Below are 24,098 nucleotides of genomic sequence, written 5' to 3'. Positions count from 1 at the left end.
TCCAGGAAAGGTTCTACGTCAGGCCCAGCGCGGACGCCGCGGCGTGGGCGTCGACCTTCACGGTCGTCGGCGCGGGCGCGCCCGCGATCGCCCAGTCGGGGTCCTTGAGGCCGTTGCCCGTCACCGTGCAGACGACCTTGGAGCCGGGCGCGACGACGCCCTGCTCGGCCGCCTGCAGAAGGCCGGCGACGCTCGCCGCCGAGGCGGGCTCGACGAAGACGCCCTCCTCGCGGGCCAGCAGCCGGTACGCGGCGAGGATCTGCCGGTCGGTGACCGAGTCGATCGCGCCGCCGGACTCGTCGCGGGCGGCGACGGCGAGGTCCCAGGAGGCCGGGTTGCCGATCCGGATCGCGGTCGCGATGGTCTGCGGCTTCAGGACGGGCGCGCCCCGCACGAACGGGGCGGCGCCGCTCGCCTGGAAACCGAGCATGCGCGGCGTCCGGGACGAGATCGCGTCGGCCGCGTACTCCTTGTAGCCCATCCAGTAGGCGGAGATGTTGCCCGCGTTGCCGACCGGGAGGCAGTGCACGTCGGGGGCGTCCCCGAGCGCGTCCACGATCTCGAACGCGGCCGTCTTCTGCCCCTGCAGCCGGTACTTGTTGACGGAGTTGACGAGGGCGACCGGGTAGTCGACAGACAGCTTCTGGGCCAGCTCCAGGCAGTCGTCGAAGTTGCCCTCCACCTGAAGGAGCCGCGCTCCGTGCACGAGGGCCTGCGCCAGCTTCCCCATGGCGATCTTGCCGTTGGGGACGAGGACCGCGCACGTCATCCCCGCACGCACCGCGTAGGCCGCGGCGGACGCGGAGGTGTTGCCGGTGGACGCGCAGATGACCGCCTTGGCTCCGTCCTCGGCCGCCTTGCTGATCGCCATCGTCATCCCGCGGTCCTTGAAGGACCCGGTCGGGTTGGCGCCCTCCACCTTGAGGTACACCTCGCAGCCGGTCAGCTGCGAGATCCGCTTCGCGGGGACCAGCGGCGTGCCGCCCTCCAGCAGGGTCACGACGGGCGTCGCGTCCGTCACCGGAAGCCGGTCGCGGTACTCCTCGATGAGGCCGCGCCAGGCGCGCGCGTTCGCGTTCACGTCGTTCTCCTTGGCCGCAGGTGGGCTGATTCTATCGGCGTCATTCCTCGCCCTCGACGCGCATCACGCTCACGACCTCCAGCACGATGTCGAGGTTGCGGAGGCCCTCGACCGTCGCCGTGAGCGCCGCGTCCGGGGCGCGGTGGGTCACCACCACGAGCTGGGCGTCCTCGCCCAGTCCCTCCTGCCGGACGGCCTGGATCGACACCCCGTGCCGGGCGAACTCCTCCGCGACCGTGGCGAGCACACCGGAGCGGTCCGCCACGTCGAGGTGGATGTAGTAGCGCGTGACCGTCTCGCCCATGGGCAGGACGGGCAGCTTCGCGTACGTCACCTCGACCGGACCCGGGGTTCCGCCCGCGACGTTGCGCGCGACCGCGACCAGGTCGCCGAGGATCGCGGAGGCCGTCGGGGCGCCCCCCGCACCGGCGCCGTAGAACATCAGCGAACCCGCCGACTCGGCCTCCACGAACACCGCGTTGTACGCCTCGCGGACGCTCGCCAGCGGATGCGACCGCGGGATCATCGCCGGGTACACGCGGACCGACACGCCGCGCCCGTTCCGTCCGTCCTCGGACGGGACCCGCTCGCAGATCGCGAGCAGCTTGACGACGCAGTCCATGCCCTTGGCGCCGGCCACGTCCGCGGCCGTCACCTCCGTGATGCCCTCCCGGTGGACGTCCGCCGCGGTGACCGGGGTGTGGAACGCGAGCTGCGCCAGGATCGCCGCCTTGGCCGCCGCGTCGAAGCCCTCCACGTCGGCCGTGGGATCCGCCTCGGCGTACCCGAGCGCCTGGGCCTCCTCCAGGGCGTCGTTGAACCCGGCGCCGTGGGCGTCCATCTGGTCGAGGATGTAGTTCGTGGTGCCGTTGACGATGCCCAGCACCCGGTGCACGTGGTCGCCGACCAGCGAGTCCCTGAGCGGACGCAGCAGCGGGATCGCGCCCGCCACGGACGCCTCGTAGTACAGGTCGGCCCCGTACTCGCGGGCGGCCGCGAAGAGGGTCGCCCCGTCCTCCGCCAAAAGGGCCTTGTTGGCGGTGATGACCGACTTGCCGGTCTTCATCGCCTCCAGCATCAGCGTCCTGGCCGGCTCGATGCCGCCGATCACCTCGATGACGATGTCGACGTCGTCCCGCGTCACGAGACCCTGCGCGTCCGTCGTCACCAGCTCCGGGTCGACGCCCGCCCGCACCTTGTCGGGCCGCCGGACGGCGATCCCGGCGAGCTCCAGGGGGACCCCCACCCGCGCGGCGAGATCATCGGCCTGCTCCCGCAGCAGCCGCACGACCTCGGTGCCGACGACGCCGCACCCGAGCAGCGCCACCCGCAGCGCGCCACGTTCGGAACTCACGCTTCGACCTCCGCATCGAGCCGCAGCAGGTCCTCGACGCCCTCACGGCGGACGATCACGCGCGACCTGCCGTCCCGCACCGCCACCACGGCGGGCTTCGGAACGTGGTTGTAGTTGCTGGCCATCGAACGACAGTACGCACCCGTCGCCGCCACGGCGACCAGGTCCCCCGCCGCAAGATCTTCGGGCAACCACACGTCCCGCACCACGATATCCCCGCTCTCGCAGTGCTTCCCGACAAGTCTGCCGAGCATCGGCGGCGCCTCCGACGTCCGGCTCGCCAGGACGCACGTGTACTCGGCGCCGTACAGGGCGGTGCGGAGGTTGTCGCTCATCCCGCCGTCCACGGACACGTACGTCCGCAGGCCCTCGACGTCCTTCACGGTCCCGACCTCGTACACGGTGACCCCGCCCGGCCCCACGATCGCCCGTCCCGGCTCGACCGTCAGCCTCGGCATCGCCAGCCCGTACGCCCTGCACTCACGCGCCACGATCGCCCTCAGGCCGTCCGCGATGGCCTTGGGATCGTGCGGCTCCTCACCCGGCACGTACGCGATCCCGTAGCCTCCGCCGAGGTCCAGCTCGGGCAGCTCGATGCCGTGCTCGTCCCGGATCGCGACCAGCAGCTCCGCCAGCCGGTGGGCCGCGACCTCGAACCCGTCCACCTCGAAGATCTGCGACCCGATATGGCTGTGCAGCCCCACGAGCTCGAGCTCGTCCAGCTTGAGGACGCGCCGCACCGCCTCCAGCGCGGCCCCCGACGTCCGGGAGAACCCGAACTTCTGGTCGTCGTGGGCCGTCGCGATGAACTCGTGGGTGTGCGCCTCCACCCCGGTGGTGACGCGCACCATCACCTTGGGACGGACACCGCGCTCCTTGGCGAGGTACCCCAGCCGGGCGATCTCCTCGAAGGAGTCCAGGACGATCCGCCCCACCCCCGCGTCCAGGGCCTGCTCCAGCTCCCACACCGCCTTGTTGTTGCCGTGCATCGTGATGCGCTCCGTGGGGAACCCCGCCGCGAGGGCGATCGCGAGCTCACCCCCGCTGCACACGTCCAGCCCCAGGCCCTCGTCCTTGAGCCACTTGGCCATCGCCACGCACAGGAACGCCTTGCCCGCGTAGTGGACGTCGCCGTCATGGAACGCCGCCGCGTACTCACGGGCACGGCTCCGCACGTCCTCCTCGTCATAGACGTACAGGGGCGTCCCGTACTCCTCGGCGAGGTCGCGGACATCGACCCCGCCGATGACGACGGCCCCCTCGTCCCTCCTGGCGCCACGCGGCCAGATCGACGCGTCCAGCGCGTTCAGGTCGTCCGCCGGCCCCGCCGGGTGGTCTTCGGGCAGGACGTCCGCGTGCCGGGGCCCGGCGGGATGTACACGGCTCATATTCGCTCTCTAGGGGTCTCACCGATCAACTTCAAACCATCGCCGATTGCGATGCGCACGGCCTCCGCCAACCCGGCGCGTCCCGCGTGCACCGCCCCGGGTCTCTCGTCACCCTTGGGCAGAGCGGGACACCGCTCGTGAACGTCGTGGTAAGCGGAGGCGACCCGCTCAAGACAGAACGCCAGCGGACGGGCATCTCTTTCCCGCCGCGCCTGCACGACGCGTCCGGGAAGATCCCCGAGGGCCCCCACCAGGGCGAGCTCCAGGGGCTCACCATTCACGAACGCCCCCGGCTCGACCCCCAGGTCCCGGGCCCAGCGCCCGACCCACGAGGCCCGCGCATAGGCGTACCGCACCGAGAACCCGGGGTTGTCGAACGTCCGGGGCCACTCGTCCCACCGGTAGGGCGGCAGGGCCGCGGACCCGAGGCCCCGCGCGACACCCTCGACGACGTCCCGGACCGGCACCTCGACCCGCACGAACCCGCGCCCGGTGACCGAACCGCCGACCCGGCGAGCGATCACTCCCGGATCGACCCGCAGCCGCAGCGCCACCGGGGACTCGAAGCCGCCGTCCACGCACAGCACGACCGCGCTCTCGGGCACGACGACATCGACTTCCCCCCGCGCCACGGCATCGCGCACCGCCGCCACAAGGGCGTCGCTCACGTCGGCTGGGGTCACCCCCGTGAGACTAGCCGACCACTATCTGGACACCGCCGCCAGCTTCCGCACCGTCTGGATCAGCTGATTCGGGTCGAACGGCTTGGTGACGTACGCGTCCACGCCGATCTCGTGCCCCCGCCGCACATCGTGCTCCTGCGCCCGCGCGGTGATCATCACGACCCGGATGTGCGCCGTGCCCGGATCCTCCCGCAGCCTGATCGCCGTGACCCACCCGTCCAGCCGGGGCATCATCACGTCCAACGTGATGACATCGGGCCGGACGTCGAGGACCTTCTCCAGACAGTCCTGCCCGTCCACGGCCGTCGCCACCTCGAACCCCTCGAGTTGCAGGTTCACGGCGATGAGCTGGCGGATCACCTCGTCATCATCGACAACGAGAACACGTCCCAATGCCTCGGTCACGGCCTCGAAGCTAGCCGACTCGACCCCGCGACGCACGGCGAACGCTCATGTGCGCGCCACCCCGCCAACCCTGCTACCCTTTGATCTCGCGCCCCACAGGGACGCACGCCCCCTTAGCTCAGGGGATAGAGCAACGGCCTCCGGAGCCGTGTGCGCAGGTTCGAATCCTGCAGGGGGCACCTTCCTGAGACCGGCGGAATCAACCCGCTGACCAGCACAGACATTACAAGATCGGGCAGGCTCCCGGTCATCGTTGCATTCTCGCCCGATCTCTTTATTGGTTTGATCGGTCGATCTCAATCAGGGTTCGGGGCGGGCTGCGCGGAAGTCGCGGCGCAGGATCGTCAGGGCGAGGATCGCCAGCCATGCGAAGTAGGCGTAGGCGTTGATCCGTTCGAGGGCACCTGCCCATGGGGTGTCGTTCTGCTCGAGGCCCCGTATCGCGAATGAGGACGCGATGCCGAAGCCGATGACCGTGACCGTCGTTGCGAGGGCGTAGAGCCTGAACCGGCCCGGGTAGGCGACGGCCGACAGGATCAGCATTGCGACCACGAGCATGCTGAACACGCCTGACAAGGCGATGTGCATGACGTCGTTGAACCCCGACTCCATGTCGCGCGAGCTCATTGCCCAGAACGTATGCGTCGGGATGCCCACGATGACGAAGTCCGCGATCTGAAGGATGCCGATCCAGCGGACGCTTCCGCGCTGCGCCACTCGGAGGACGCCGATTCCGAATGCGAGCAGGAGCACGTTGTGGATGAGGATGACCGTCACCATCAGCGGCCGGACGGGCGACCCGAAGGCGCTCAGTTCACTGATCGCCTGGTCGAGGTAGCTGTAGCCGTCGTACCGGAGGCTCGCTAGGACGTCTCCGATGACGTACACCACGACCGCCGCGACCGCGGCCAGGAGCAGTCCCCTTGTCGCGGTCCGGTCCCGCCGTCGATGGGAGATGGCGTCGTCCATTGTTCCCACCTCCTGGCTTCATCCTTCTCACCGGTGGTGGGCATGACCAGGGTCGAAGGTCACGACGCCGTTGCGCTCATCCGGCTTCCGCGTCTGGACGGGCCTCCGCCTCTCCCGAGCGGGGGCCCCGTTCCAGGGCAGCTCACCCCGGAGCAAAGCAAGATCACGGAACACCTTTTGACGGTATGCCAGATACGCGTCTTACGACCGGGGCCGCACTCGTGAGGGCCCGCAGAACCGGCCGGGAGCTGTTCGCTTTCGTGGTGCCGGCCCGGATAAGCCGTTCCCGTTCGTCCGTCCGGTTGGCAGGTCGCCGTGCTCACCGGCTTCGAGGAGTGATGGAGAGACGATCTAGCGGGGAATCTTTCGAATCTCTGTTTGATCGTCTTGATCAGTGGATTCATGCTAGTTTTCTGGTGTGGATGTCCTGTCGGACGTGATCAACTCGATCAGCGCCGGGCGGCCCCACTGCCGGCGGGTGACGCATCGGGTTCCGTTCGGGCAGTGGTTTCCCGCCGCGGCCGGGGCGGGCTTCCATCTGGTCCTGCGCGGATCCTGTGTGCTCGTCATGGCGGACGGGACGGTCTCTCCGCTGCACACGGGGGACATCGTGCTCCTGCCCGCGGGCACGGCGCACGGTCTGGCCGACAGCCCGGAGACGCCGATGAGCCGTAACGCTCCCAAGGGCGAGGACACGAGCACGGGCGACGGCGAGGTGACGGGACTCCTGTGCGGCGCCTATCTCTTCGATCAGCCGCGGCCGCACCCACTGCTGGACGACCTGCCGGACGTGATGCGCTTCCCGGCGCGGATAGGGCGGCATCCGTCCCTGAACGCCGCCGTGGGGCTGCTCGCGCAGGAGGCGGAGTCGCCGGCGCAGGGCAGCGGCGCCGCGGTCCCGGCGCTGCTCGACCTCGTCCTGCTGTACCTGCTCCGGGCCTGGTTCGACGAGCGGCACGAGGGCACCGCCCGGGGGTGGGCGGCGGCGCTGCACGACCCGGCGGTCACGGCGGCGCTGGACGCGCTGCACGGCGAACCCGCCCGGCCGTGGACGGTGGCCGATCTCGGGCGCCGGGCGGGCCTGTCCCGTGCGGCGTTCGCGCGGCGGTTCACGAGCACCGTGGGGCAGCCTCCGCTGACCTATCTCACGGGGTGGCGCATGATCCTGGCGGCGCGGCTGCTGCGCGAGCCGGGGGCGTCACTGCGCGGGGTCGCGGCGGACGTGGGCTACACCTCGGAGTTCACGTTCGCGCACGCGTTCAAGCGGGAGTACGGGGTCCCACCGGGCGAGTACCGGCGGGCGCACCGTGCGGGCGGCGGGGCGGCGGGATGATCGGGTGCGATCTGTCAGGCGGAGCCTGCCGACTCCAGGGGCGACAGCCCGGGGTTCAGCCGGGTGAGCAGCTCGGAGCGGCGGCCCACGTCGAGCTTGCGGTAGACGCGGGTGAGGTGCTGCTCCACCGTGCTGACCGTGATGAACAGCTTCGCCGCGATCTCCCGGTTGGTGTCGCCGTGCGCGGCGAGTACCGCGACACGCCGTTCGGCCTCGCTGAGCACCTCCATGGCGTTCCCAGGGGGGCCGGCGGGGCGGGTCGGCGCCGCGCCGTGCGCGACGAACCCGTATCGGCGGCCGAGGTCCTGGGCGCGGTTCTCCATGGCGCGGGCCCGCCCCTCGTCGCCGAGCCGGAGGTACGCGCGACGCAGTTCGGCGCAGGCTCGGGCCAGCCCGTACTGGTCGCCGCCGTCTTCCAGGTCCGCGACGGCCTCCTCCAGCAGCGCGCGGCGGCGTTCCGCGCACTCCTCCGTGGACGCGAGGACGCGCAGCAGGTCGCCGCGGGGGCCGCAGGTGCGTTCCAGTTCCGCCGCCGCCAGGCGGTGGGCACCGGCCCGGTCGCCGAGGGTGAGCAGCGCGTCGGCGGCGTCGGCGGCCCACGGGACGATGCTCCCGCCGAGCAGACCCCACTCGGCGACCGAGTCGCCGCAGGTCTGGAAGTCGTCCAGGGCGGCGTGGGGGCGGCCGGTGGCGAGATGGTGGCGGCCGCGGGCGTGCAGGAAGTGAAGCCCGCCGAGCGTCCGCAGCCCGGCTTCCGGGACGGACGTCCTGGCGAGCGCGCCGGCCTCCTCGTACCGGCCCATCGCGGTCTTGGCGATGATGGAGTTCGCGAGCGGCAGCATGACGGCGGCGCCCCAGCCGTCGGGGGTGATGAGGGCGAGCGCCTGGTCGGCGTGGCGTTCGGCGTCGGCCATCCGGCCGCGGCGCACGTCCGCGCTGGAGCGCAGGGTCAGCAGCATCGCCTGCCAGGTGGGGGTGCCGCGGTCGGCGAGCTCCGCCAGCAGCGAGTCGCACCAGTGCTCGGCGTCGTCGAGGCGGCCCTCGTAGATGAGCGCCGCCAGGGCCGCGCTGATCTCGAAGATCCCCTGGTCGTCCAGCTGGGCGCCCTGGAGGACCTGTTCGGCGAGGGTGAGGCTGGTCTCGCCGGTGTGGCCGCGCAGGACGGAGCTGAGCAGCAGCGCGGCGCGCTTCGGCGCGCTGCGCCGCGCCGTCGTGGTCTCGGCCGATCCGGCGGCGCCCGCCATGCCCCGGTTCAGGTCGGGGTAGAGGCAGCCGAGCCACAGTTCGACGGCGCGCGACGTGCCGTCGGCGGGGCCGGCCAGCGCGTCGGCGAGGGCGTGCGCCTGCTCCAGCCGGCCGAACCAGAGCAGGTAGACGAGCAGGGACGTGCTGTCGCTGCGCGTGAGCCGGCCGGCGAGCGCGTGGCCGACCGCGTCGTTGAGGCACCGGCCCGCGGACGCGGGGTTGGTGCGCCACAGGGCTCTCAGCAACGCCAGGGTGATCGTGGCCCGCTCGTCGTCGTGGACGCAGGCGTTCAGCGCGGCGCGCAGCATCGTGACGGCGGTGTCGTTGTCGTGGTGGAGCAGGGCGTGCTCCGCGCCGCGCAGCAGCACCGAAGGCGCCCACGGCTCACCGGTGGACCCGCCGCGGACGAGGTGCCCGGCGATCTGCGCGGGCGGGGCTCCCCAGTCGCGCAGCAGGCCCGCGAGGCGCCGGTGCGCCTCGGCTCGCCGGGCGGGCGCCCAGCTCGCCAGGACCGCCACCCGGACGGCGCGGTCCCGGTAGCGGCCGTCGGCGCGCAGCAGGCCGGTCGCGACGAGTTCCCGGAGGGCGCGGGCACCGGTGGCCCGGTCCACGGCGAGGAGTTCGGCGACGAGCTCCTCGGTGGCGGGGCGGTCGCCGAGGAGGGCGAGCATCCGGGCCGCGTTCTGCGAGTTGTACTCGCAGCGCAGGAGGCAGAGGGTGACGGCGTGGGAGAACTCGAGGCCGGGGGTGAAGCCGTCCGGGTCGTCGCCGCGGGCGAGGTGTTCTTCGGCGAGGGCGCGGAGCAGGAGCGGGTTGCCGCCGGTGAGGTCGTGGGCGCGCCGCACCTGCGCGGGGGCGGGGGCGGCGCCGGTGATCTGCTGGAGCATCAGGGCGGTGGCGTCGGTGGACAGCAGGGTCAGCCGGATGTGCCGGCTGCGGGGCTCGCGCAGGAGGTCGGCCTGGAAGCAGCGGTACTCGCTGGAGGCGTGCTCGCCGTCGCTGAGCAGCATCATGACGCGCGAGAAGCGGAGGCGGCGGGCGAGGTAGAGGAGGCAGACGAGGGACGGGACGTCGGCGTAGTTGACGTCGTCGACGCAGAGGGCGACCGGCTGCTTGCGCCCGAGTTCGGTCAGCATCCCTTCGAGCGCGTGCAGGAGGTCGATCTCCTTGCGCGACGTCATGTCGAAGCCGTCGGAGGTCCAGGGGAACGGGCGGTCGCCGAGGACGGCACGGGCGGCGGCGACGTCCGGGTCGGCGGTGTTCTCGGCGGCGGCGACGAGCTGGCCGATCACGCCGAGCGGTATTCCGGTCTCGGTCCGCGAAGCCGCGGCCTTCAGTACCAGCACACCGGCGTTTCGCATGTGCGCGCCGCACAGTTCGAGCAATTCGGTCTTTCCACTGGCGACTGGGCCGCTGATAACGACGACGGTGCCCGAGGCGGGCTTTATATCGGTCCAGAGTCGGCTGAGTAGGCGGATTTCTCGGTCACGCTCCACGAGGCTCATGCTTCCCCCTGATGTCGTGTACGACAACCGATCATGATTGTCACATGATGACCGATCCGGGCGTGACATGGCCGGGTAATAATGGCGGAGGCCATGGGTTCGACCCGCCGGACCTGCATCAATACAAATGTTAAGTTCTGGTTAACCTCGAATGAACCGGTGGCTGGAAAGAACACGCACTCTCCCCCGGCGGCGCGGGGAAGAGTGCGGGTGGGTGGTGGGCGGGGCGTCCGGGTCAGCCCTCGGGCGGGTAGTGCGACAGCACCTCGAAGTAGTCGGCCGACACCGGCCCGGCGAAGTGCGGTCCGACCTGGTCCATCCAGGTCTTGAACTGCGGGGACGTCCGGAATCCCGTCGCGGCCTCGCTGCTCGCCCAGGCGAGGATGAGCAGGTAGGAGCCGGCCTTGTCGAACTGGCGGAGCAGGTCCACGAACATGAAGCCCGCCGCCTCGGCGAGCACCGGCTCGCACTTCTTGAACGCTTCCTCGAAGGCGGTGGAGCGATCCGGGACGATGGACAGCAGAGCATGTTCGATGATCATTGGTCTCCCTTCCAGGGCATGACTCAAGACATAAGTCTCGGTCACACCACGTTTTCACGTTAATTCCGGGCCGGTGGAGCTGAAACCCCTATCCCCCCCTATCGGGTGGCCGGATCCGGGCATCGGGGTCGTGTTCCGCCCGCTTCAGCGGGGTCCGGGGCGAAGTCCGCCGTCCAGCCGGACCACCGTTCCGTTCAGCATGGGGTTGCGCAGAACACTTTCGACGAGGGCCGCGAACTCGGCCGGTTCGCCCATCCGCGCGGGGTGCTGGAATTGCGCGGCCAGCGAGGTCACGGCGGCCTCGGGGAGCCCGCCGACCATCGGGGTGTCGAACACGCCCGGCGCGAGGGTGACCACCCGGACGGCGCGGGCGGCCAGATCGCGCGCCACGGGCAGCGTCATGGCCGCGACGCCGCCCTTGGACGCGGCGTAGGCGGCCTGCCCGATCTGCCCGTCGAACGCCGCCACCGAGGCGGTGTTGACGATCACGCCGCGCTCCTCGCCGAGCGGGTCGAGCGTCTCCAGGTGCGCGGCGACGAGCCGCAGCACGTTGAAGGTGCCGACGAGGTTGACGTCGATGATCCGGCGGAAGTCCGCCAGGGGATGCGGCCCGCCGCGTCCGGTGGTGCGCCGGGCGAGGGCGATGCCCGCGCAGTTGACCGCCGCGCGCAGGTCCCCGAACTCCGCCGCCGCCGCGACGGCCTCGGCGACCGCCGCCTCGTCGGTGACGTCGGCGGGGACGAACCGCGCCCGCTCCCCCAGCCGCTTGGCGGCCAGTGCCCCCGACGAGTCGGGCAGGTCCACGATGACCACGCGGGCTCCCGCGCCGGCCAGCGCGGTCGCGGTGGCCGCGCCGAGCCCGGAGGCCCCGCCGGTGACGAGTACGACCCGATCGGTGATGTCCATCCTGTCTCTCCGTCCTGCCGTGCTCTCAGGCGTGGTCTCCGAGCTCGCGAGCGGCTCGGGTCAGCGGGCCGGCACCTCGTCGTGGGCGGTGGCGGCGGCCGGGGCGTCGGCGGGGGCGGTGCCGGCCGGCGGGACGCGGCGCAGCAGCGCGGCCGCGGCGAGCGCCAGCACGGCGGCGGTCCCGGCGATGACGGCGCCGACGCCGTTCAGACCGGTGGTGAACGCCTCCCGGGCGGGCACGAGGACCGCGCGGGCGGTGTCGGCGGGCAGCGTGCCCGCGACGGTGACGGCGCCGGCGAGGGAGTCGTGCGCCAGCTCCGAGGCGTCCGCCGGCAGCCCGGACGGCAGCTCGCCCTTCACCTCGTCCCGGTACAGCGCGGTGTTGACGCTGCCGAGGATCGCCACGCCGAGCGCGACGCCGAGCTGGGTGGCGGTCTCCGACATCGCCGACGCCGATCCGGCCTTCTCCGGCGGCGCGGCGCCGACGACGAGGTCGGTGGTGAGCGCGGCCATCGGGCCGATGCCGAAGTAGACGACGGCGAACCCGGTGATCAGCAGGGTCAGCCCGGCACCGGTCTCGACCCGCGTGAGCAGGACGCCGCCGATGACGGCGACCGCCAGGCCGGCGGCCATCACGTCACCGGGCCGGACCCGCTGGATCAGCCCGGGTGAGGCCATCGCGCTGAACATGAGCGCGACGGCGGCGGGCAGCAGCCACACGCCGGAGCGGATGGGCGACAGGCCCTCGACGAGCTGGAGGTACTGGCTGATGAACAGCGTGACGCCGCCCATGATCGCCGAACCGAACAGCATGATGCCGAGCGACGTCCCGAACGTCCGGTCGCGGAACAGCGCGAGGTCCATGAGCGGGTCGGCCAGTCGGCTCTGCCGCAGGATGAACAGCACGAGGAACACGACGCCGGCGGCGGTCGCCGCGACGGGCTCGGCGCCGATCCCGTCCTTGGCGAACTCCTTGATGCCGTAGACGATCGGCATGACGGCGGCAAGCGAGAGGGCGACGCTGAGGGGGTCGAGCCTGCCCGCGTCGGGGTTGCGGTACTCGGGCAGCAGGAACGGCCCGGCGGCGATGAGCAGGATCATCACCGGCACGCCGAGCAGGAAGACCGAGCCCCACCAGAAGTTGTCCAGGAGCAGGCCGCCGGCGAGCGGGCCGATCGCGATGCCGAGCATGAAGCAGCTCAGCCAGGCCGCGATGGCCACCGACCGCTGCTTGGGGTCCTGGAACATGTTGCTGATGAGGGCGAGCGTGGACGGCATCAGCGTCGCGCCGGCGATGCCCAGCAGCGCGCGGGTGACGATGAGCATCTCGGCGCTGGTGGAGTAGGCCGCCAGCACCGAGGCGATGCCGAACGTGGCCGCGCCGATGAGCAGCAGGCGGCGGCGGCCGATGCGGTCTCCGAGGGTGCCCATGGTGATGAGGAAGCCGGCGATCATCAGCGCGTAGATGTCGAGGATCCAGAGCTGCTGGGTGCTGCTCGGGTCGAGGTCGGCGCTGATGTGCGGGAGCGCGAGGAAGAGCACGCTCGTGTCCAGCGAGGTCAGCAGCGTGGGCAGGGCGAGGACCGCGAGCCCCGTCCACTCCCGCCGACCGGCTTGGGGCACGGCGCCGGTCGTTGTCGTGTCCATCAGATCCTCTCGTGGTGGTGGGAGCGGGGCACCGGCACAGACCATGGCCCCTGTAACTGATCGTGGCCTTGAGCCACTCCTTGCTCCAGAGGCAATGCTCTGTCACAGTCAGAGGGAACGGAAGGAGGAACTTTCGTGTCACAGAGGAACCAGCGTGTGTCCCCCGAGGATGTGCACCCGATCGCGTGCCCGATCCGGGAGATCTTCGACCGGGTCGCCGGCAAGTGGTCGGTGCAGATCATCCTGCTGGCGGTGTCGAAGGGCCCGATCCGGTTCACCGAGCTGGAGCGGGGCATCGAGGGCATCAGCCGCAGGATGCTGACGCTCACCCTGCGGCAGCTCGAACGCGACGGGCTGCTCGTCCGGACCGTGTACCCGACGGTGCCGCCGCGGGTGGAGTACACCGCCACCGAGATGGCCCGCGAGCTGCGGGGAGCGTTCGAGCAGCTCGCCGCGTGGGCCGTGCGGCACCAGGACGCCATCGCCGACGCGCAGCGGGCCTACGACGACCGGCAGGAGAAGGTCGCCGCCAACTGACGGCCGTCCGTCCGCCGGGCCGCCCTCTCCGCGGCGGCCCGGCGGACGGCTCCGGCGGGCCGCCGTCCGGCGGTGATCCCCGGACGGTGTCACCGGATCGGGCCGAGCCGCACCGGGAGTTCGGCGAGCGCCCGGATCACCAGGGCGCCGTTGAAGGCGGGCTCCTCGACGGCGAGTTCGATGTCCTGACGTGCCAGCGCGGCGAGCGCCACCTGCGTGGTCATGCGCGCCACGGGCGCGGCGACGCAGAAGTGGATGCCGTGGCCGTAACCGAGCACCCGGTGGGGCGTCCGGGACAGGTCGAGCCGGTCCGGGTCCTCGTAGACGGCCGGGTCGTGACTGGCCGCGCCCATGACGAGGAACACCTGCTCGTCCGGCGCCAGGTCGAGCCCGGCGACGCGGGCGGGCTCCAGCGCTGCACGGGTGAGCAGGAACAGCGGCCCGTCGAAGCGGAGCAGCTCCTCCGTCGCGCCGGCGATCCGGTCCGGGTGCTCGCGCAGCCAGGCGAGCTGGTCCGGATGGCGCAGCAGGGCCAGCGCCGAGTTGCCCATCTGCGCGGCCGTGGCTCCGAACCCGGCGGCCAGCAGGTTGACGCAGATGATGCCGAGCTCGACCTCGGTGAGGCCGGTGCCGTCCTCCTCCGCGGTGACCAGCTCGCTGATGAGGTCGTCGGCGGGCTCGGCGCGGCGGCGGTCGGCGAGTTCGCGGGTGAGGTCGGCGAACCACAGGCGGGCCTCGTCGCGGCGGCTCGCCTGCTCGGGGGTGAGGGTGAAATCGGGGTCCAGCCCGCGGGCGCTGTCCATGGAGTGGGCGAACGCCTGCTCGTGGTACTCCTCGGGGATGCCCATCATCTCGGTGAGGACGAGGCCGCCGAGGGGCCGCAGCACCTGGTTCATGAGGTCGATCTCGCCGTCGTCGGACGCGGCGCGGGCCGAGCGCAGCAGCCGGTCGGTGATCTGCTCGGCGACGGGCCGCAGCCGGGCGACGGTGCGCGGGGTGAACGCCTTCGACACGAGGCCGCGCAGCCGCGTGTGGTCGGGCGGGTCCTGCATCGCGAGGAAGCGGACGGGCGGCTCCCCGTAGATCGACAGTTTCTGGCTCTCCACCATCGGGCCGTCGCCCCAGCCGAACGCCGGGTCGGACAGGACCGAGGTGACGCCCGCGTGGCTCAGCACGATGGGGATGCCGGCGGGCGTGCGGAACGCCTCGCCGTGCTCTCGGCGGATCGCGGCGAACACCGGATAGGGGTCGGCGTGGAACGCCGGGTCGAACGGGTTGAACGGCAGCATCTGCGCGATCACGGCGGGATCGAAGGAAACGGCCTCGGTCATGGGTGCTGGCTCCTGTCGCGGACGCGTCTACGAGCGTGCCGGCCGCAGCTCGACCGGCATGTCGAGGACGATGGTGTGCTTGTTGCTCGGCTGGTAGGCGACGGGGCCCGCCGGACGCAGGTCCCCGACGCGGTCCAGCAGCACGTCGAGCAGGACCGCGAACTGGCGGCGGGCCACGCGGTCGCCCAGGCAGTAGTGGTTGCCGTGCCCGAACGTCATGTGGGGGTTCGGGGCGCGGTGGGGGTCGAAGACGCCGGGGTCGGTGAAGACGTCCTCGTCGCGGTTGGCGGACGGCCACCAGAGCGTGACCTTGTCCCCGGCGGAGATCCGGGCTTCGCCGATCTCGACGTCGCGGGTGGCGGTGCGGCGGTTGTAAGGATTGGGCGGTGCCCAGCGGAGCATCTCCTCGATCCCCGTGGGCAGCGCGGACCGGTCGGCGCGCAGCGCGTCCCAGTGCTCGGGGTGCTCCGCGAGCACGAGGACGCCGCTCGCGAGGGTGTTGCGGGGCTGCTCGCCGCCGGTGAGCAGCAGGAGCAGCAGGTTCTGCTCCCGTTCGGCGGCGGTCAGCGGGGGCTCGTCGCGGTGGGCGGCGATCTCCCCGGTGGCGAGGATCGTGGCGAGGTCGGGGCCGGGTTCGGCGCGCTTGCGCGCCAGCAGGTCCGCCACGTACTTCTGGGTGGCGGCGAACGTGGCGCGGGAGACGTCGTCGGCGACCCCGGTGCGGCGGCGGTGGAAGCCGGTGGACTCGTGCGCCCACCCGGCGACGCGCGGCCGGTCCTCGGGCGGGACGCCGAGCAGGATCGCGATGGCGAGGTAGGCGAACGGCTCGCAGATGTCGGTGGCGAGGTCGCAGCGCCCGGCGGCGACGGCCCGGTCGACGAGGGCGGCTGCGGCGGCGCGCAGCTCGTCCTCCAGCGCCGCCGCGGCGGCGTCCGTCACGGCGGGGCCGATCAGGTCCGCGAGCAGGTGGTGCCGCGGCTCGTCCATCATCGCCATGATCACGCCGGCGAGCATCCCGAACGGGAGGTCCTCCAGGTGGGAGCCGCCCGCGGCGCGGCCACCGCCGCCGCGCGCGGAGAAGGTGGCGGGGTCGGCGGCCGCCGTCGCGATGTCGGCGTGCCGGGTGAGCACCCAGAAGCCCTCGTCTCCGCCGGTGCGGCCGGGCGGGTGGTACAGGACGGGCGCCTCCCGGCGGAGCCGGGCGAAGACGTCGTAGGGGATGCCGCCGGGGCTGCGGGCGAACGCGTCGTGGTCGGTCAGGTCGAAGCCGTCGAGGGCGGCCGGCCAGGACGGGGCCGGTGAGGTGGCGGTCACGGACGGTCCCCTCCGGGGTCGGTGAACGGGTCGGCGGCGCCGTCGAGCCAGCGGCGGCTGACCTTGACGTGATCGGGCGCCGCGAGGTCGGGGGCGGTGTGGTCGTGGGCGGTGTGGTCGTGGGCCGCGCGGCCGGACGCGGCGTCGCCGGTGACGGTGTCCAGGCGCGTCCACAGCGCGGCGAGCCGGGCGCGGGCGGCGGCGCCGTACAGGGCCGCGAGCTCGCCGCCGGAGTGCTCGGCGGTGGCGCGGGCGCGGACGACGGCCGCGGTGAGCAGTTCGGCCGCGATGCGGCCGAGCGCCCCGAGCGTCCCCTGGCGTTCCATCAGGTCGGCGGGGTCGGGGTGGCGGGCGGCGAGGTCGGCGCAGGTCGCGGTGAAGCGCCGCACGTCGTCGGCGAGGGCGTCCCCGGCGGGGCCCGCCTCCACCGGGGCGGCGCCGTCGGTGAGGAAGCGGGACATGATGAGGCGGCCGGCGTTCACGTCCAGGATGAAGTCGACGTTGCCGGAGACCCGCATTCCGCGCGCGTCGCGGAGCAGCCGTTCGGCGGGCAGGACGGGCAGGGCGCCGCGCCGCGCCTGGGACGCGGCGGTCTCCAGGCCGCGCGCGCCGAGCAGCGACACGGTGTCGTCGGCGACGCGCCAGGCCGCGCGCGTGCAGACGTTCTTCGCGACGACGCGTTCCAGCGTGCGGGCGGACGCGCCGGGGCCGAGCAGGCACCAGCGCGTCAGGCTCTCCATGGCGTACACGTCGGCGAGCAGGTCGGCGGTGATCCGCTGGACGGCGTCGTAGTCCCCGAGGGGGCGGTCGTTCACGGTGCGGCCGGGAACGAACGCGTGGACGAGCCGCAGGCAGGCGCGGGCGAGGCCGAGGGCGGGCGCCGCGTTGAAGTACAGGGCGCTCAGCAGGGCGACGGGGATGACCGCGGCCGGGAACGACGACGCGCCGGGCTCCCCGGCGAGGACGTGGTCGCGGGGGACGCGGACGCCGTCCAGCCGCAGCCGGGCGTTGCCGAGGCCGCGCTGACCGAGGAACTCGTGCTGCGCCGTGACCTGGAGGCCGGGCGCGTCCGTGTCCACGAAGGCGACGCCGACCCGGCGGTCGCCGCCGGCTCCGGCGATCGTGACGGTCAGGGCGAGGAGGTCGGCGAAGGAGCCGCTCCCCGTGTAGAGCTTCGTGCCCGACAGGACGTAGTGCTCTCCGTCGGGGGTGGGGGTCGCCGTGGTCCGCGGCCAGGCGTTGTTGGCGCCGGCCTCCTCGGTTCCGGCGAACGCGGAGACCGTGCCGGCCCGGACGCGGGCGGCGACGTGGTCGTGCAGCGGGCCGGGCGGCAGCGCCGCGAGCAGGGCCGCGGCACCGACCGCGTTCTGAATGGCCAGGAACTGCCCGGTGGCCGGTGACCACGCGGACACCTCACTGATCGCGTGAAAGGCGGCGTAGTCGGAAAGGCCGTGCCCGGCGGGCGCGGGAAGACGCAGCCGGAAATAGCCGCGGTCGCGCATCGTGTCGAGGAGGCCGGGCGGGAAGGCACCGGTGCGGTCCAGCTCGTCGGGGTCGATCCGCTCGCGTGCGAGCGCCGTCATCTCGGCGGCCAGGTCCGGCTCGGCGGCCCGCCCGGGGCTCGGGAACGGCTGGAGTGATCCGGGGCCGAGCCGCCCCGACTCGAGGATGGAAAGAAACGTCTCTGCGCCTTGCGCCATAGAATTCAGCACTTTCTCGGAGTGGCATCCAGAAAAGCCGATTACCGTGGACGCTACGGACCTGACGCCCCTACCCACAACCCCAGACCGCCCCGAACCGACCCCTATCAAAAAATGGTCGGCGGCCATTTCGCGCCATTCGCCGGGGGCATCCGCCTCGTCAGGACCGCCATGACCCGGCGGGCAGGAACGGACCGCGCCGGTTCCGGTCCCAGCCCGCGCGGGTCATGGCGGGGCCGGCCGGACCGGCCGCCGCGCGCCGGGACACCGCGAGCAGCACGGCGACCACGGCGGCGTACTCGATGTCGTCGGCGCGGCCGCGGACGATCCGGAAGACCCTGTCACCGCACCGCGCCGCCTCACTCCCCACGGCGGCCTTCCCGGCCGTCACATCGGGGGGTTGCCGTGCTTGCGCGACGGCGGTTCGGCGTGCTTGGTCCGCAGCATCTCCAGCGCGGCGATGAGCGTGGACCGGGTCTCGCGCGGGTCGATGACGTCGTCCACGAGGCCGCGTTCGGCGGCGTGGAACGGGTGGACGAGCGCCGCCCGGTACTCCTTGATCTTCTGCGCCCGGACCTGCTCGGGGTCGTCCGCGGCCTCGATGTCGCGCCGGAAGATGACCTCGGCGGCGCCCTCCGCGCCCATCACCGCGATCTCGTTGCGGGGCCACGCGAACGAGAGGTCGGCGCCCACGGAACGGGAGTCCATGACGATGTAGGCGCCGCCGTACGCCTTCCGCAGGATGAGCTGGACGCGCGGGACCGTCGCGTCGCAGTACGCGTACAGCAGTTTGGCGCCGTGCCGGATGATTCCGCCGTGCTCCTGGTCGAGGCCGGGCAGGAATCCGGGCACGTCCACCAGCGTGACGATCGGGATGTTGAACGAGTCGCAGATCTGCACGAATCCGGCGGCCTTCTCGGCGGCGTGGATGTCGAGGCCGCCAGCCATCACGGCGGGCTGGTTGGCGACGATCCCGACGGAGTGCCCGTCCAGCCGGGCGAGGGCGCACACCACGTTCGGCGCCCAGTTCTCGTGCACCGGCAGGAACTCGGCGTCGTCGACGAGTTCGGCGATCACGTCGCAGACGTCGTAGGGGCGGGACGGGTCGGCCGGGACGAGGTCGAGCATCCGGTCCGTGCGCCGGCCGGGCGGGTCCCCGGAGGGGACGCGCGGCGGCGTCTCCCGGTTGTTGGCGGGCAGCAGGGACAGCAGGTGGCGCACGTCGGCGAGGCAGCTCTCCTCGTCGTCGTGGACGAACGCGGCGACGCCCGAGGCGGTGGCGTGGACGTCCGCGCCGCCGAGCGACTCGTGGGTGACCTCGGCGCCGGTGACGGCGCGGACGACGGACGGGCCGGTGACGAACATCTGCGCCACGCCGCGCACCATGAACACGAAGTCGGTGAGGGCGGGCGAGTAGGCGGCGCCGCCCGCGCAGGGGCCGAGCATGACGCTGATCTGCGGGATGACGCCGGAGTTGCGGGTGTTGCGGACGAAGATGCCGCCGTATCCGGCGAGCGCGCTGACGCCCTCCTGGATGCGGGCGCCGGCGCCGTCGTTGAGGCTGACCAGCGGGGCGCCGGCCGCCGCCGCGAGGTCCATCAGCTTGTGGATCTTGGCGGCGTGCGCCTCGCCGAGCGAGCCGCCGAACGACCGGAAGTCGTGCGCGTAGACGAAGACGCGGCGGCCGTGGACGGTGCCCCAGCCGGTGACGACGCCGTCGCCGTCCGGGCGCCGCGCCTCCATGCCGAACCCGGTGGCGCGGTGCCGCCGCAGCGGCTCGATCTCGTGGAAGCTGCCGGGGTCGCACAGCACCTCGATGCGCTCGTAGGCGGTCAGCTTCCCCTTGTCGTGCTGGCGGCGGGTGGCGTCCGGAGTGGCGCCCGCGCGCACGGCGCGCTTGCGGGCGGCCAGCTCGGTCACGCCGTCCATGATCGTCATTCAGTCTCCCTCCGGCGCGGGCGCCAGGCCCGCCGGCAGTGTCGCGGTGAGGTCGAGGTCCTGGACGGTGCGGCCGGAGCGGGCGACGAACCCGTCCGGCCGGACGAGCACGAACCCGCGCCCGCCGGGCCGGTGCTCGTGCGCGAGCCGGCCGGGGTGGCGGGCGGCGAGGGCGGCCCCCGCGCGTTCCAGTCCGGGGTCGCCGAGCGTCAGCAGCCGCAGCACGTCGCGCCGGGCCCCGGGCGGCGGGTTCCCGGGGAGCCGTTCCCCGGGTGCGGGGAGGCCGCGGACGGGACGGGCGGGCGCGCCGGGCAGTACGTCCGGGTAGGTGACGCGGCGGCCGGCGAGCAGCGGGACGAAGTGGCGGCGCAGGACCCCGGCCGCGTCCAGGCCGCGCCAGGCGGCGTTGCGGACGCGGGCGCGGCGCGGCCCGAGCGTGAACATCCGCGCGAACCGGTGGGTGTTCTGCACGGTCTGCCGCGCGGCCTGCCGGCGTTCCGGTTCATAGCTGTCGAGGAGCGTCTCGGCGAAGGCGCCGCGGATGACGCCGGCGAGCTTCCAGGTGAGGTTGTGGACGTCCTGGAGGCCGAGGTTGAGGCCCTGCCCGCCGATGGGCGAGTGGGTGTGCGCGGCGTCCCCGACGAGGAAGCACCGGCCCTGCCGCAGGGCGGCGGCGACGCGTTCCTGGCTGGCGAAGGTGGTGATGTCGTCGAGGCGGCGCAGGACCAGCCCGTCGCCGCCGCGCTCGGTGAGGACGCGCTGCACGGTGGCCTCCGTGAGCTCGGTGCCGTCGGGGACGGGCGCGCCCATGCGGACGGTGCCGCCGCGCAGCGGGGCGACGACCATGGGGCCTGCGGGCCGCAGGAAGTAGTGGACGGCACCGGCGGGGAGGTCGCCGTCGATGGCGCCCTCGACGGCGAGGTAGCGGGTCGGCAGGGACGTGCCGGGGAAGTCGATGCCGAGCAGGCGGCGGACGGTGCTGCCGACGCCGTCGGCGGCGATGAGCCAGTCGGCCTCGATCAGCTCGGTGCCGCCGGGCCGGTCGACCTTGACGGTCACCCCGTCCGCGCCGGGAGTGATGCCGCTGACGTGCGACGACCGCTCGACCCGGCCGCCGGCCGCGGTCAGTGCCTCCTCCAGGATCGCGTTGGTGGCGTGCTGGGCGAGGACGAGCGCCTCGTTCTCGGCGCCGACCGTGGTCCGCAGGGTGCGTCCGTCCGCGAGGTGGTAGTGCAGCGCGTCCAGCGGCAGGCCGCGCCGGCGGGCCTCGTGGATGACGTCGAGGCCGCGCAGCACGGCCAGGCCGAGCGGCCAGAGCAGGGTGGCGCGGGATCCGGTGCCGGGGGCGTCGTCGCGTTCGAGCAGCCGGACGTCGACGCCGGCGCGGCGCAGTTCGCAGGCGGCGGCGAGGCCGCAGGTCCCCGCGCCGACGATCACCACGGACGTTCGTTCGGTCATCGGCGGTCTCCTTCGGTGGTGCCGGTGCGCAGGAGCGCGGCGAGCGCCCGCGCGGTGGTGGCGGCGTCCTCGTCGATGACGCCGAAGTGGTCGCCGGGTGCCGAGACGCCGCCGCCGGGGGCGCCCCCCGCCCGGATCTCCAGCAGCGGGGCGGGGCCCGGATCGGCGGGGTGGCCGCTGAGGAGCCGCAGGTAGGCGCCCATGGCGGTGAGGCGGTCGTCGGTGAGCGGCAGGACGCCGTCCGCGCGGTCGGCCATGGCGGCGAGCAGGCCGGGGCCGGCGGTGTCGAGGAAGGCGTCGTCGTAGGGGGCGGTCTCGATGGTGGCGACCGCGGCGGGCGCCGCGCCCTCGGCCGCGAGCCGCGCGGCGGCGATGCGGGCGATGAGCCCGCCGGAGGAGTAGCCGCCGAGGACGTAGGGGCCGGTTCCGGCGGCGGCGCGGACACCGGCGGTCACGGCGGCGAGCAGCGCGTCGAGATCGGCGGGAAGGGGGTCGCCGGTGCCGTGACCGGGCAGCGCGACGGCGCCGACCGGACCGATCCCGTCCGCGCCCGGGGCGTCCGGGCCGCGCAGCGCGGCGGCGATCCGCGCGAACTGGTGCGGCCCGGAGGTCGCGAGGACGGACGGGACGAGGACGAGCGCCGGGCCGGGGCCGCCGGCCGCCAGCGGTTCGACGGCGGCGGGGACGGCCTCGGCCGCCGTGAACACGGGGCGGAACGCCGCGAGGTCGGCGAGCAGGCGGGTGAAGCCGGGCAGCCGCCCGGTCCGCGCGGCGTCGTGGAAGAGGGCGGCGAGCCCGTCCGCCGCGTCCTCGCCCGGGCCGCCGCCGAGCATGGCGTGGAGCGCGGCGGCGATGCGGTCGGGGGTGCCGCCGGAGACGACGAGGTCGGCGGGAACGCGGAGCCCGGTCGCGGCGCGGAGCCGGTTGCGCAGCTCGAGCATCGTCAGCGAGTCCATGCCGATCTCCAGCAGGCCGCGCGCCGGGTCGACGGCGTCGCCGGACGCGTGGCCGAGGACGGCGGCGATCTGGGTGCGGACGAGGGCGCGGAGTTCCGCGCGTCCGGGCCGCGCGGCGAGCCCCGCCGTGCGGGCGAGCGGGTCCGGCTCGGCCGGGCGGGCCTCGGCGATCTCCGCGAGCAGGGGGCTCGGCCGGACGGCGGTGAGGCGCGCGGCGAACCGCGGCCAGTCCACCTCGACGAGCGTCACGGACGTCTCGTCGTGGTCGAGGGCCTGGTGCAGCGCGATGAGGGCGAGGGCGGGGTCGAGGCCGGGCAGGCCGCGTTCGACGAGACGGCGGGCGCGGTCCCGCTCGAACGCGGCGGCGTCGCCGGCGGCGCGGGGATCGGCCCAGCCGCCCCAGGCGAGGCAGGTGGCGGGCAGGCCGCGGGCGCGGCGCGCGGCGGCGAGCGCGTCGAGGTCGGCCGCGGCGGCGGCGTAGGCGCCGACGCCGACGCCGCCACCGAACGTCGCGGTGAACGAGGAGAACAGGACGAACGCGGTGAGCCCGGCGTCCTCCGTGAGCTCGTCCAGATTGCGGGCCGCGTCGGCCTTGGCCCGCAGGACGGCGGCGACCGTCTCCTCCGGCAGCGTGGTGAGCGGCCCCTCCTCCAGCAGTTCGGCGGTGTGCACGACGGCGGTGAGCGGCGCGTCGGCGGGGACCGCGGCGAGCACGGCGGCGAGCGCGTCCCGGTCGGCGGCGTCGCAGGCGGTCACGGTGACGCGGGTGCCGTGCCCGGCGAGGTCGGCGGCGAGGTCGGCGGGCGGTTCGGTGGCGCCGTCCGCCGGGTCGGTGAGCAGGAGCAGATGGTCGGCGCCGTGCGCGGCGAGGTCGCGGGCGACCTCCGCGCCGGGGCCGCGCAGCCCGCCGGTGACGAGGACGGTCCCGGTGGGCCGCCAGGCGCGGCCGGGTTCACCGGCCGGGAGCGGGGCGCGGACGAGGCGGCGGGCCAGCGGTCCCGGCGGCCGGAGGGCGAGCTGGTCCTCGCCGGTTCCGGCGAGGACGGCGGGCAGCTGCGCGAGGACTTCGGGTCCGGCGTCGGCGGGCAGGTCGACGAGCCCGCCCCACCAGGCGTGCTCGAGCGCGGCGACCTGGCCGAGCCCCCAGTGCCGGGCCTGCCGGGGGTCGGGCGCCGGGTCACCGGGGCCCGTGCGGACCGCGCCGCGGGTGACCGACCACAGCGGCGTCTCGGTCCCGGCGCCGGCCACGGCGCGCAGCACCCGCAGGGTCGCGCCGAGCCCGGGGTCGGCGGGCGGCAGCACGGACACGATCCCGGCGAGGCCGGTTCCGGTGAGGATCTCCGAGTCGGGGCCGGCCCGGCGGACCTCGGCTCCGGCGGCGGCGAGGGCGGCGGCGACGTCGTCGCCGGGGTGCGCGGCGTCGGCGACGAGCGCCCAGACGCCGGTGAGGCGCGCGGTCGTTACGGGGACGGGCCGCCAGTCGATCCGGTACCGCCATGACGCGGGCCGGGCGGCGGCGGACGGTCGCGTCCGCACCCAGTACCGCTCATGCTGGAAGGGGTAGGTGGGCAGGGAGACGGTGGGGCCGTCGCCGAGGACGGCGGTCCAGTCGATCGCGACGCCCTGCGTCCAGAGTGTCGCGGCGGAGGTGAGGAGCCGGTCCAGGCCGCCCTCGTCACGGCGCAGCGACCCGGAGACCACCACCTCCGCGCCCGCCCGGTCGGCGATCTCCTCCACATTCATCACCAGCACCGGATGCGCGCTCGGCTCCACCAACACACCGAACCCATCACCCAGCAGACGCTCC

The 24,098-nt window shown here is 73.5% G+C and carries 19 protein-coding genes and 1 tRNA gene; 3 read left to right on the top strand and 17 right to left on the bottom strand.

The genetic code is table 11. The annotated features are described in order from the left end of the window. Window positions 1-13: 13 nt before the first annotated feature. The 5 genes from thrC to IE99_RS0113810 are packed head-to-tail and all read right to left on the bottom strand — an operon-like array spanning window position 14 to window position 4,911. Entirely contained in the window at window positions 14-1,081 is a 1,068-nt protein-coding gene (thrC, locus tag IE99_RS0113830; RefSeq protein WP_030169399.1) for a threonine synthase, read from the bottom strand. Between the two features lie 40 nt (window positions 1,082-1,121). After that, the gene (locus IE99_RS0113825) at window positions 1,122-2,435 is read right to left on the bottom strand and encodes a homoserine dehydrogenase (RefSeq protein WP_245623196.1); all 1,314 of its coding nucleotides are present in this window, start codon (window positions 2,433-2,435) and stop codon (window positions 1,122-1,124) included. After that, a complete protein-coding gene (gene lysA, locus IE99_RS0113820; RefSeq protein ID WP_030169394.1) occupies window positions 2,432-3,823 on the bottom strand; it encodes a diaminopimelate decarboxylase in 1,392 nt (463 codons plus the stop codon). The genes IE99_RS0113825 and lysA overlap by 4 nt, the downstream gene beginning before the upstream one ends. Further along, on the bottom strand, window positions 3,820-4,506 hold the full coding sequence (locus IE99_RS30300; RefSeq protein ID WP_084219490.1) for a DALR anticodon-binding domain-containing protein: 687 nt from the start codon (window positions 4,504-4,506) through the stop codon (window positions 3,820-3,822). The genes lysA and IE99_RS30300 overlap by 4 nt, the downstream gene beginning before the upstream one ends. A gap of 21 nt (window positions 4,507-4,527) precedes the next feature. Then, on the bottom strand, window positions 4,528-4,911 hold the full coding sequence (locus IE99_RS0113810; protein ID WP_245623195.1) for a response regulator transcription factor: 384 nt from the start codon (window positions 4,909-4,911) through the stop codon (window positions 4,528-4,530). 107 nt (window positions 4,912-5,018) lie between these two features. Here IE99_RS0113810 and IE99_RS0113805 point away from each other — a divergent pair. Next, window positions 5,019-5,090 (top strand) — tRNA-Arg (locus IE99_RS0113805). A gap of 121 nt (window positions 5,091-5,211) precedes the next feature. Here the strand turns inward: IE99_RS0113805 and IE99_RS0113800 are convergent. Continuing rightward, window positions 5,212-5,880 carry a DUF998 domain-containing protein gene (locus tag IE99_RS0113800; RefSeq protein WP_030169390.1) on the bottom strand — a complete coding sequence of 223 codons (669 nt, stop codon included), beginning with the start codon at window positions 5,878-5,880 and terminating at the stop codon, window positions 5,212-5,214. Window positions 5,881-6,298: 418 nt separating this feature from the next. Between IE99_RS0113800 and IE99_RS0113795 the strand changes: the two genes are divergently transcribed. Further along, window positions 6,299-7,213 carry an AraC family transcriptional regulator gene (locus tag IE99_RS0113795; RefSeq protein WP_030169388.1) on the top strand — a complete coding sequence of 305 codons (915 nt, stop codon included), beginning with the start codon at window positions 6,299-6,301 and terminating at the stop codon, window positions 7,211-7,213. Window positions 7,214-7,227: 14 nt separating this feature from the next. On the opposite strand, the gene IE99_RS0113790 is transcribed toward IE99_RS0113795, so the two are convergent. From IE99_RS0113790 to IE99_RS0113775, 4 genes are all read right to left on the bottom strand, one after another. Further along, window positions 7,228-9,963: an AAA family ATPase gene (locus IE99_RS0113790; protein WP_169744426.1), complete on the bottom strand. Its 2,736-nt coding sequence runs from the start codon at window positions 9,961-9,963 to the stop codon at window positions 7,228-7,230. 235 nt (window positions 9,964-10,198) lie between these two features. Then, window positions 10,199-10,504, bottom strand: a complete 306-nt coding sequence (locus IE99_RS0113785) for an antibiotic biosynthesis monooxygenase family protein (RefSeq protein WP_030169385.1) — start codon at window positions 10,502-10,504, stop codon at window positions 10,199-10,201. Window positions 10,505-10,648: 144 nt separating this feature from the next. Then, the gene (locus IE99_RS0113780) at window positions 10,649-11,410 is read right to left on the bottom strand and encodes an SDR family NAD(P)-dependent oxidoreductase (protein WP_030169382.1); all 762 of its coding nucleotides are present in this window, start codon (window positions 11,408-11,410) and stop codon (window positions 10,649-10,651) included. 60 nt (window positions 11,411-11,470) lie between these two features. Continuing rightward, window positions 11,471-13,057 carry an MFS transporter gene (locus IE99_RS0113775; protein WP_030169380.1) on the bottom strand — a complete coding sequence of 529 codons (1,587 nt, stop codon included), beginning with the start codon at window positions 13,055-13,057 and terminating at the stop codon, window positions 11,471-11,473. Window positions 13,058-13,213: 156 nt separating this feature from the next. On the opposite strand from IE99_RS0113775, the gene IE99_RS0113770 reads away from it, so the two are divergent. Beyond that, window positions 13,214-13,594, top strand: coding sequence for a winged helix-turn-helix transcriptional regulator (locus tag IE99_RS0113770; protein WP_245623194.1), 381 nt, complete (start codon window positions 13,214-13,216; stop codon window positions 13,592-13,594). 89 nt (window positions 13,595-13,683) lie between these two features. Here IE99_RS0113770 and IE99_RS0113765 read toward each other — a convergent pair whose 3' ends face one another. The 7 genes from IE99_RS0113765 to IE99_RS0113735 all read right to left on the bottom strand — a co-directional run. Further along, window positions 13,684-14,925: a cytochrome P450 gene (locus IE99_RS0113765; protein WP_037559374.1), complete on the bottom strand. Its 1,242-nt coding sequence runs from the start codon at window positions 14,923-14,925 to the stop codon at window positions 13,684-13,686. Between the two features lie 27 nt (window positions 14,926-14,952). Beyond that, the gene (locus IE99_RS0113760) at window positions 14,953-16,239 is read right to left on the bottom strand and encodes a cytochrome P450 (protein ID WP_030169374.1); all 1,287 of its coding nucleotides are present in this window, start codon (window positions 16,237-16,239) and stop codon (window positions 14,953-14,955) included. Next, window positions 16,236-17,939, bottom strand: coding sequence for an acyl-CoA dehydrogenase family protein (locus tag IE99_RS0113755; RefSeq protein WP_051712489.1), 1,704 nt, complete (start codon window positions 17,937-17,939; stop codon window positions 16,236-16,238). Before IE99_RS0113755 ends, IE99_RS0113760 begins: the two co-directional genes overlap by 4 nt. A 160-nt stretch (window positions 17,940-18,099) precedes the next feature. Beyond that, window positions 18,100-18,309, bottom strand: coding sequence for an acyl-CoA carboxylase epsilon subunit (locus tag IE99_RS0113750; RefSeq protein WP_169744425.1), 210 nt, complete (start codon window positions 18,307-18,309; stop codon window positions 18,100-18,102). 17 nt (window positions 18,310-18,326) lie between these two features. Beyond that, a complete protein-coding gene (locus IE99_RS0113745) occupies window positions 18,327-19,877 on the bottom strand; it encodes an acyl-CoA carboxylase subunit beta (protein WP_030169365.1) in 1,551 nt (516 codons plus the stop codon). Further along, window positions 19,878-21,335 carry an FAD-dependent oxidoreductase gene (locus IE99_RS0113740; RefSeq protein ID WP_051712488.1) on the bottom strand — a complete coding sequence of 486 codons (1,458 nt, stop codon included), beginning with the start codon at window positions 21,333-21,335 and terminating at the stop codon, window positions 19,878-19,880. Further along, a partial coding sequence (locus IE99_RS0113735; RefSeq protein WP_211258809.1) for an SDR family NAD(P)-dependent oxidoreductase occupies window positions 21,332-24,098 on the bottom strand: 2,767 nt, incomplete at its 5' end. The genes IE99_RS0113740 and IE99_RS0113735, both read right to left, overlap by 4 nt.

It is taken from the genome of Spirillospora albida (assembly GCF_000718255.1).
Classification (GTDB): domain Bacteria; phylum Actinomycetota; class Actinomycetes; order Streptosporangiales; family Streptosporangiaceae; genus Spirillospora; species Spirillospora albida.
The sequence above is the reverse complement of the archived record's forward strand: the minus strand, read 5'-3'. Positions and strand labels throughout refer to the sequence as shown.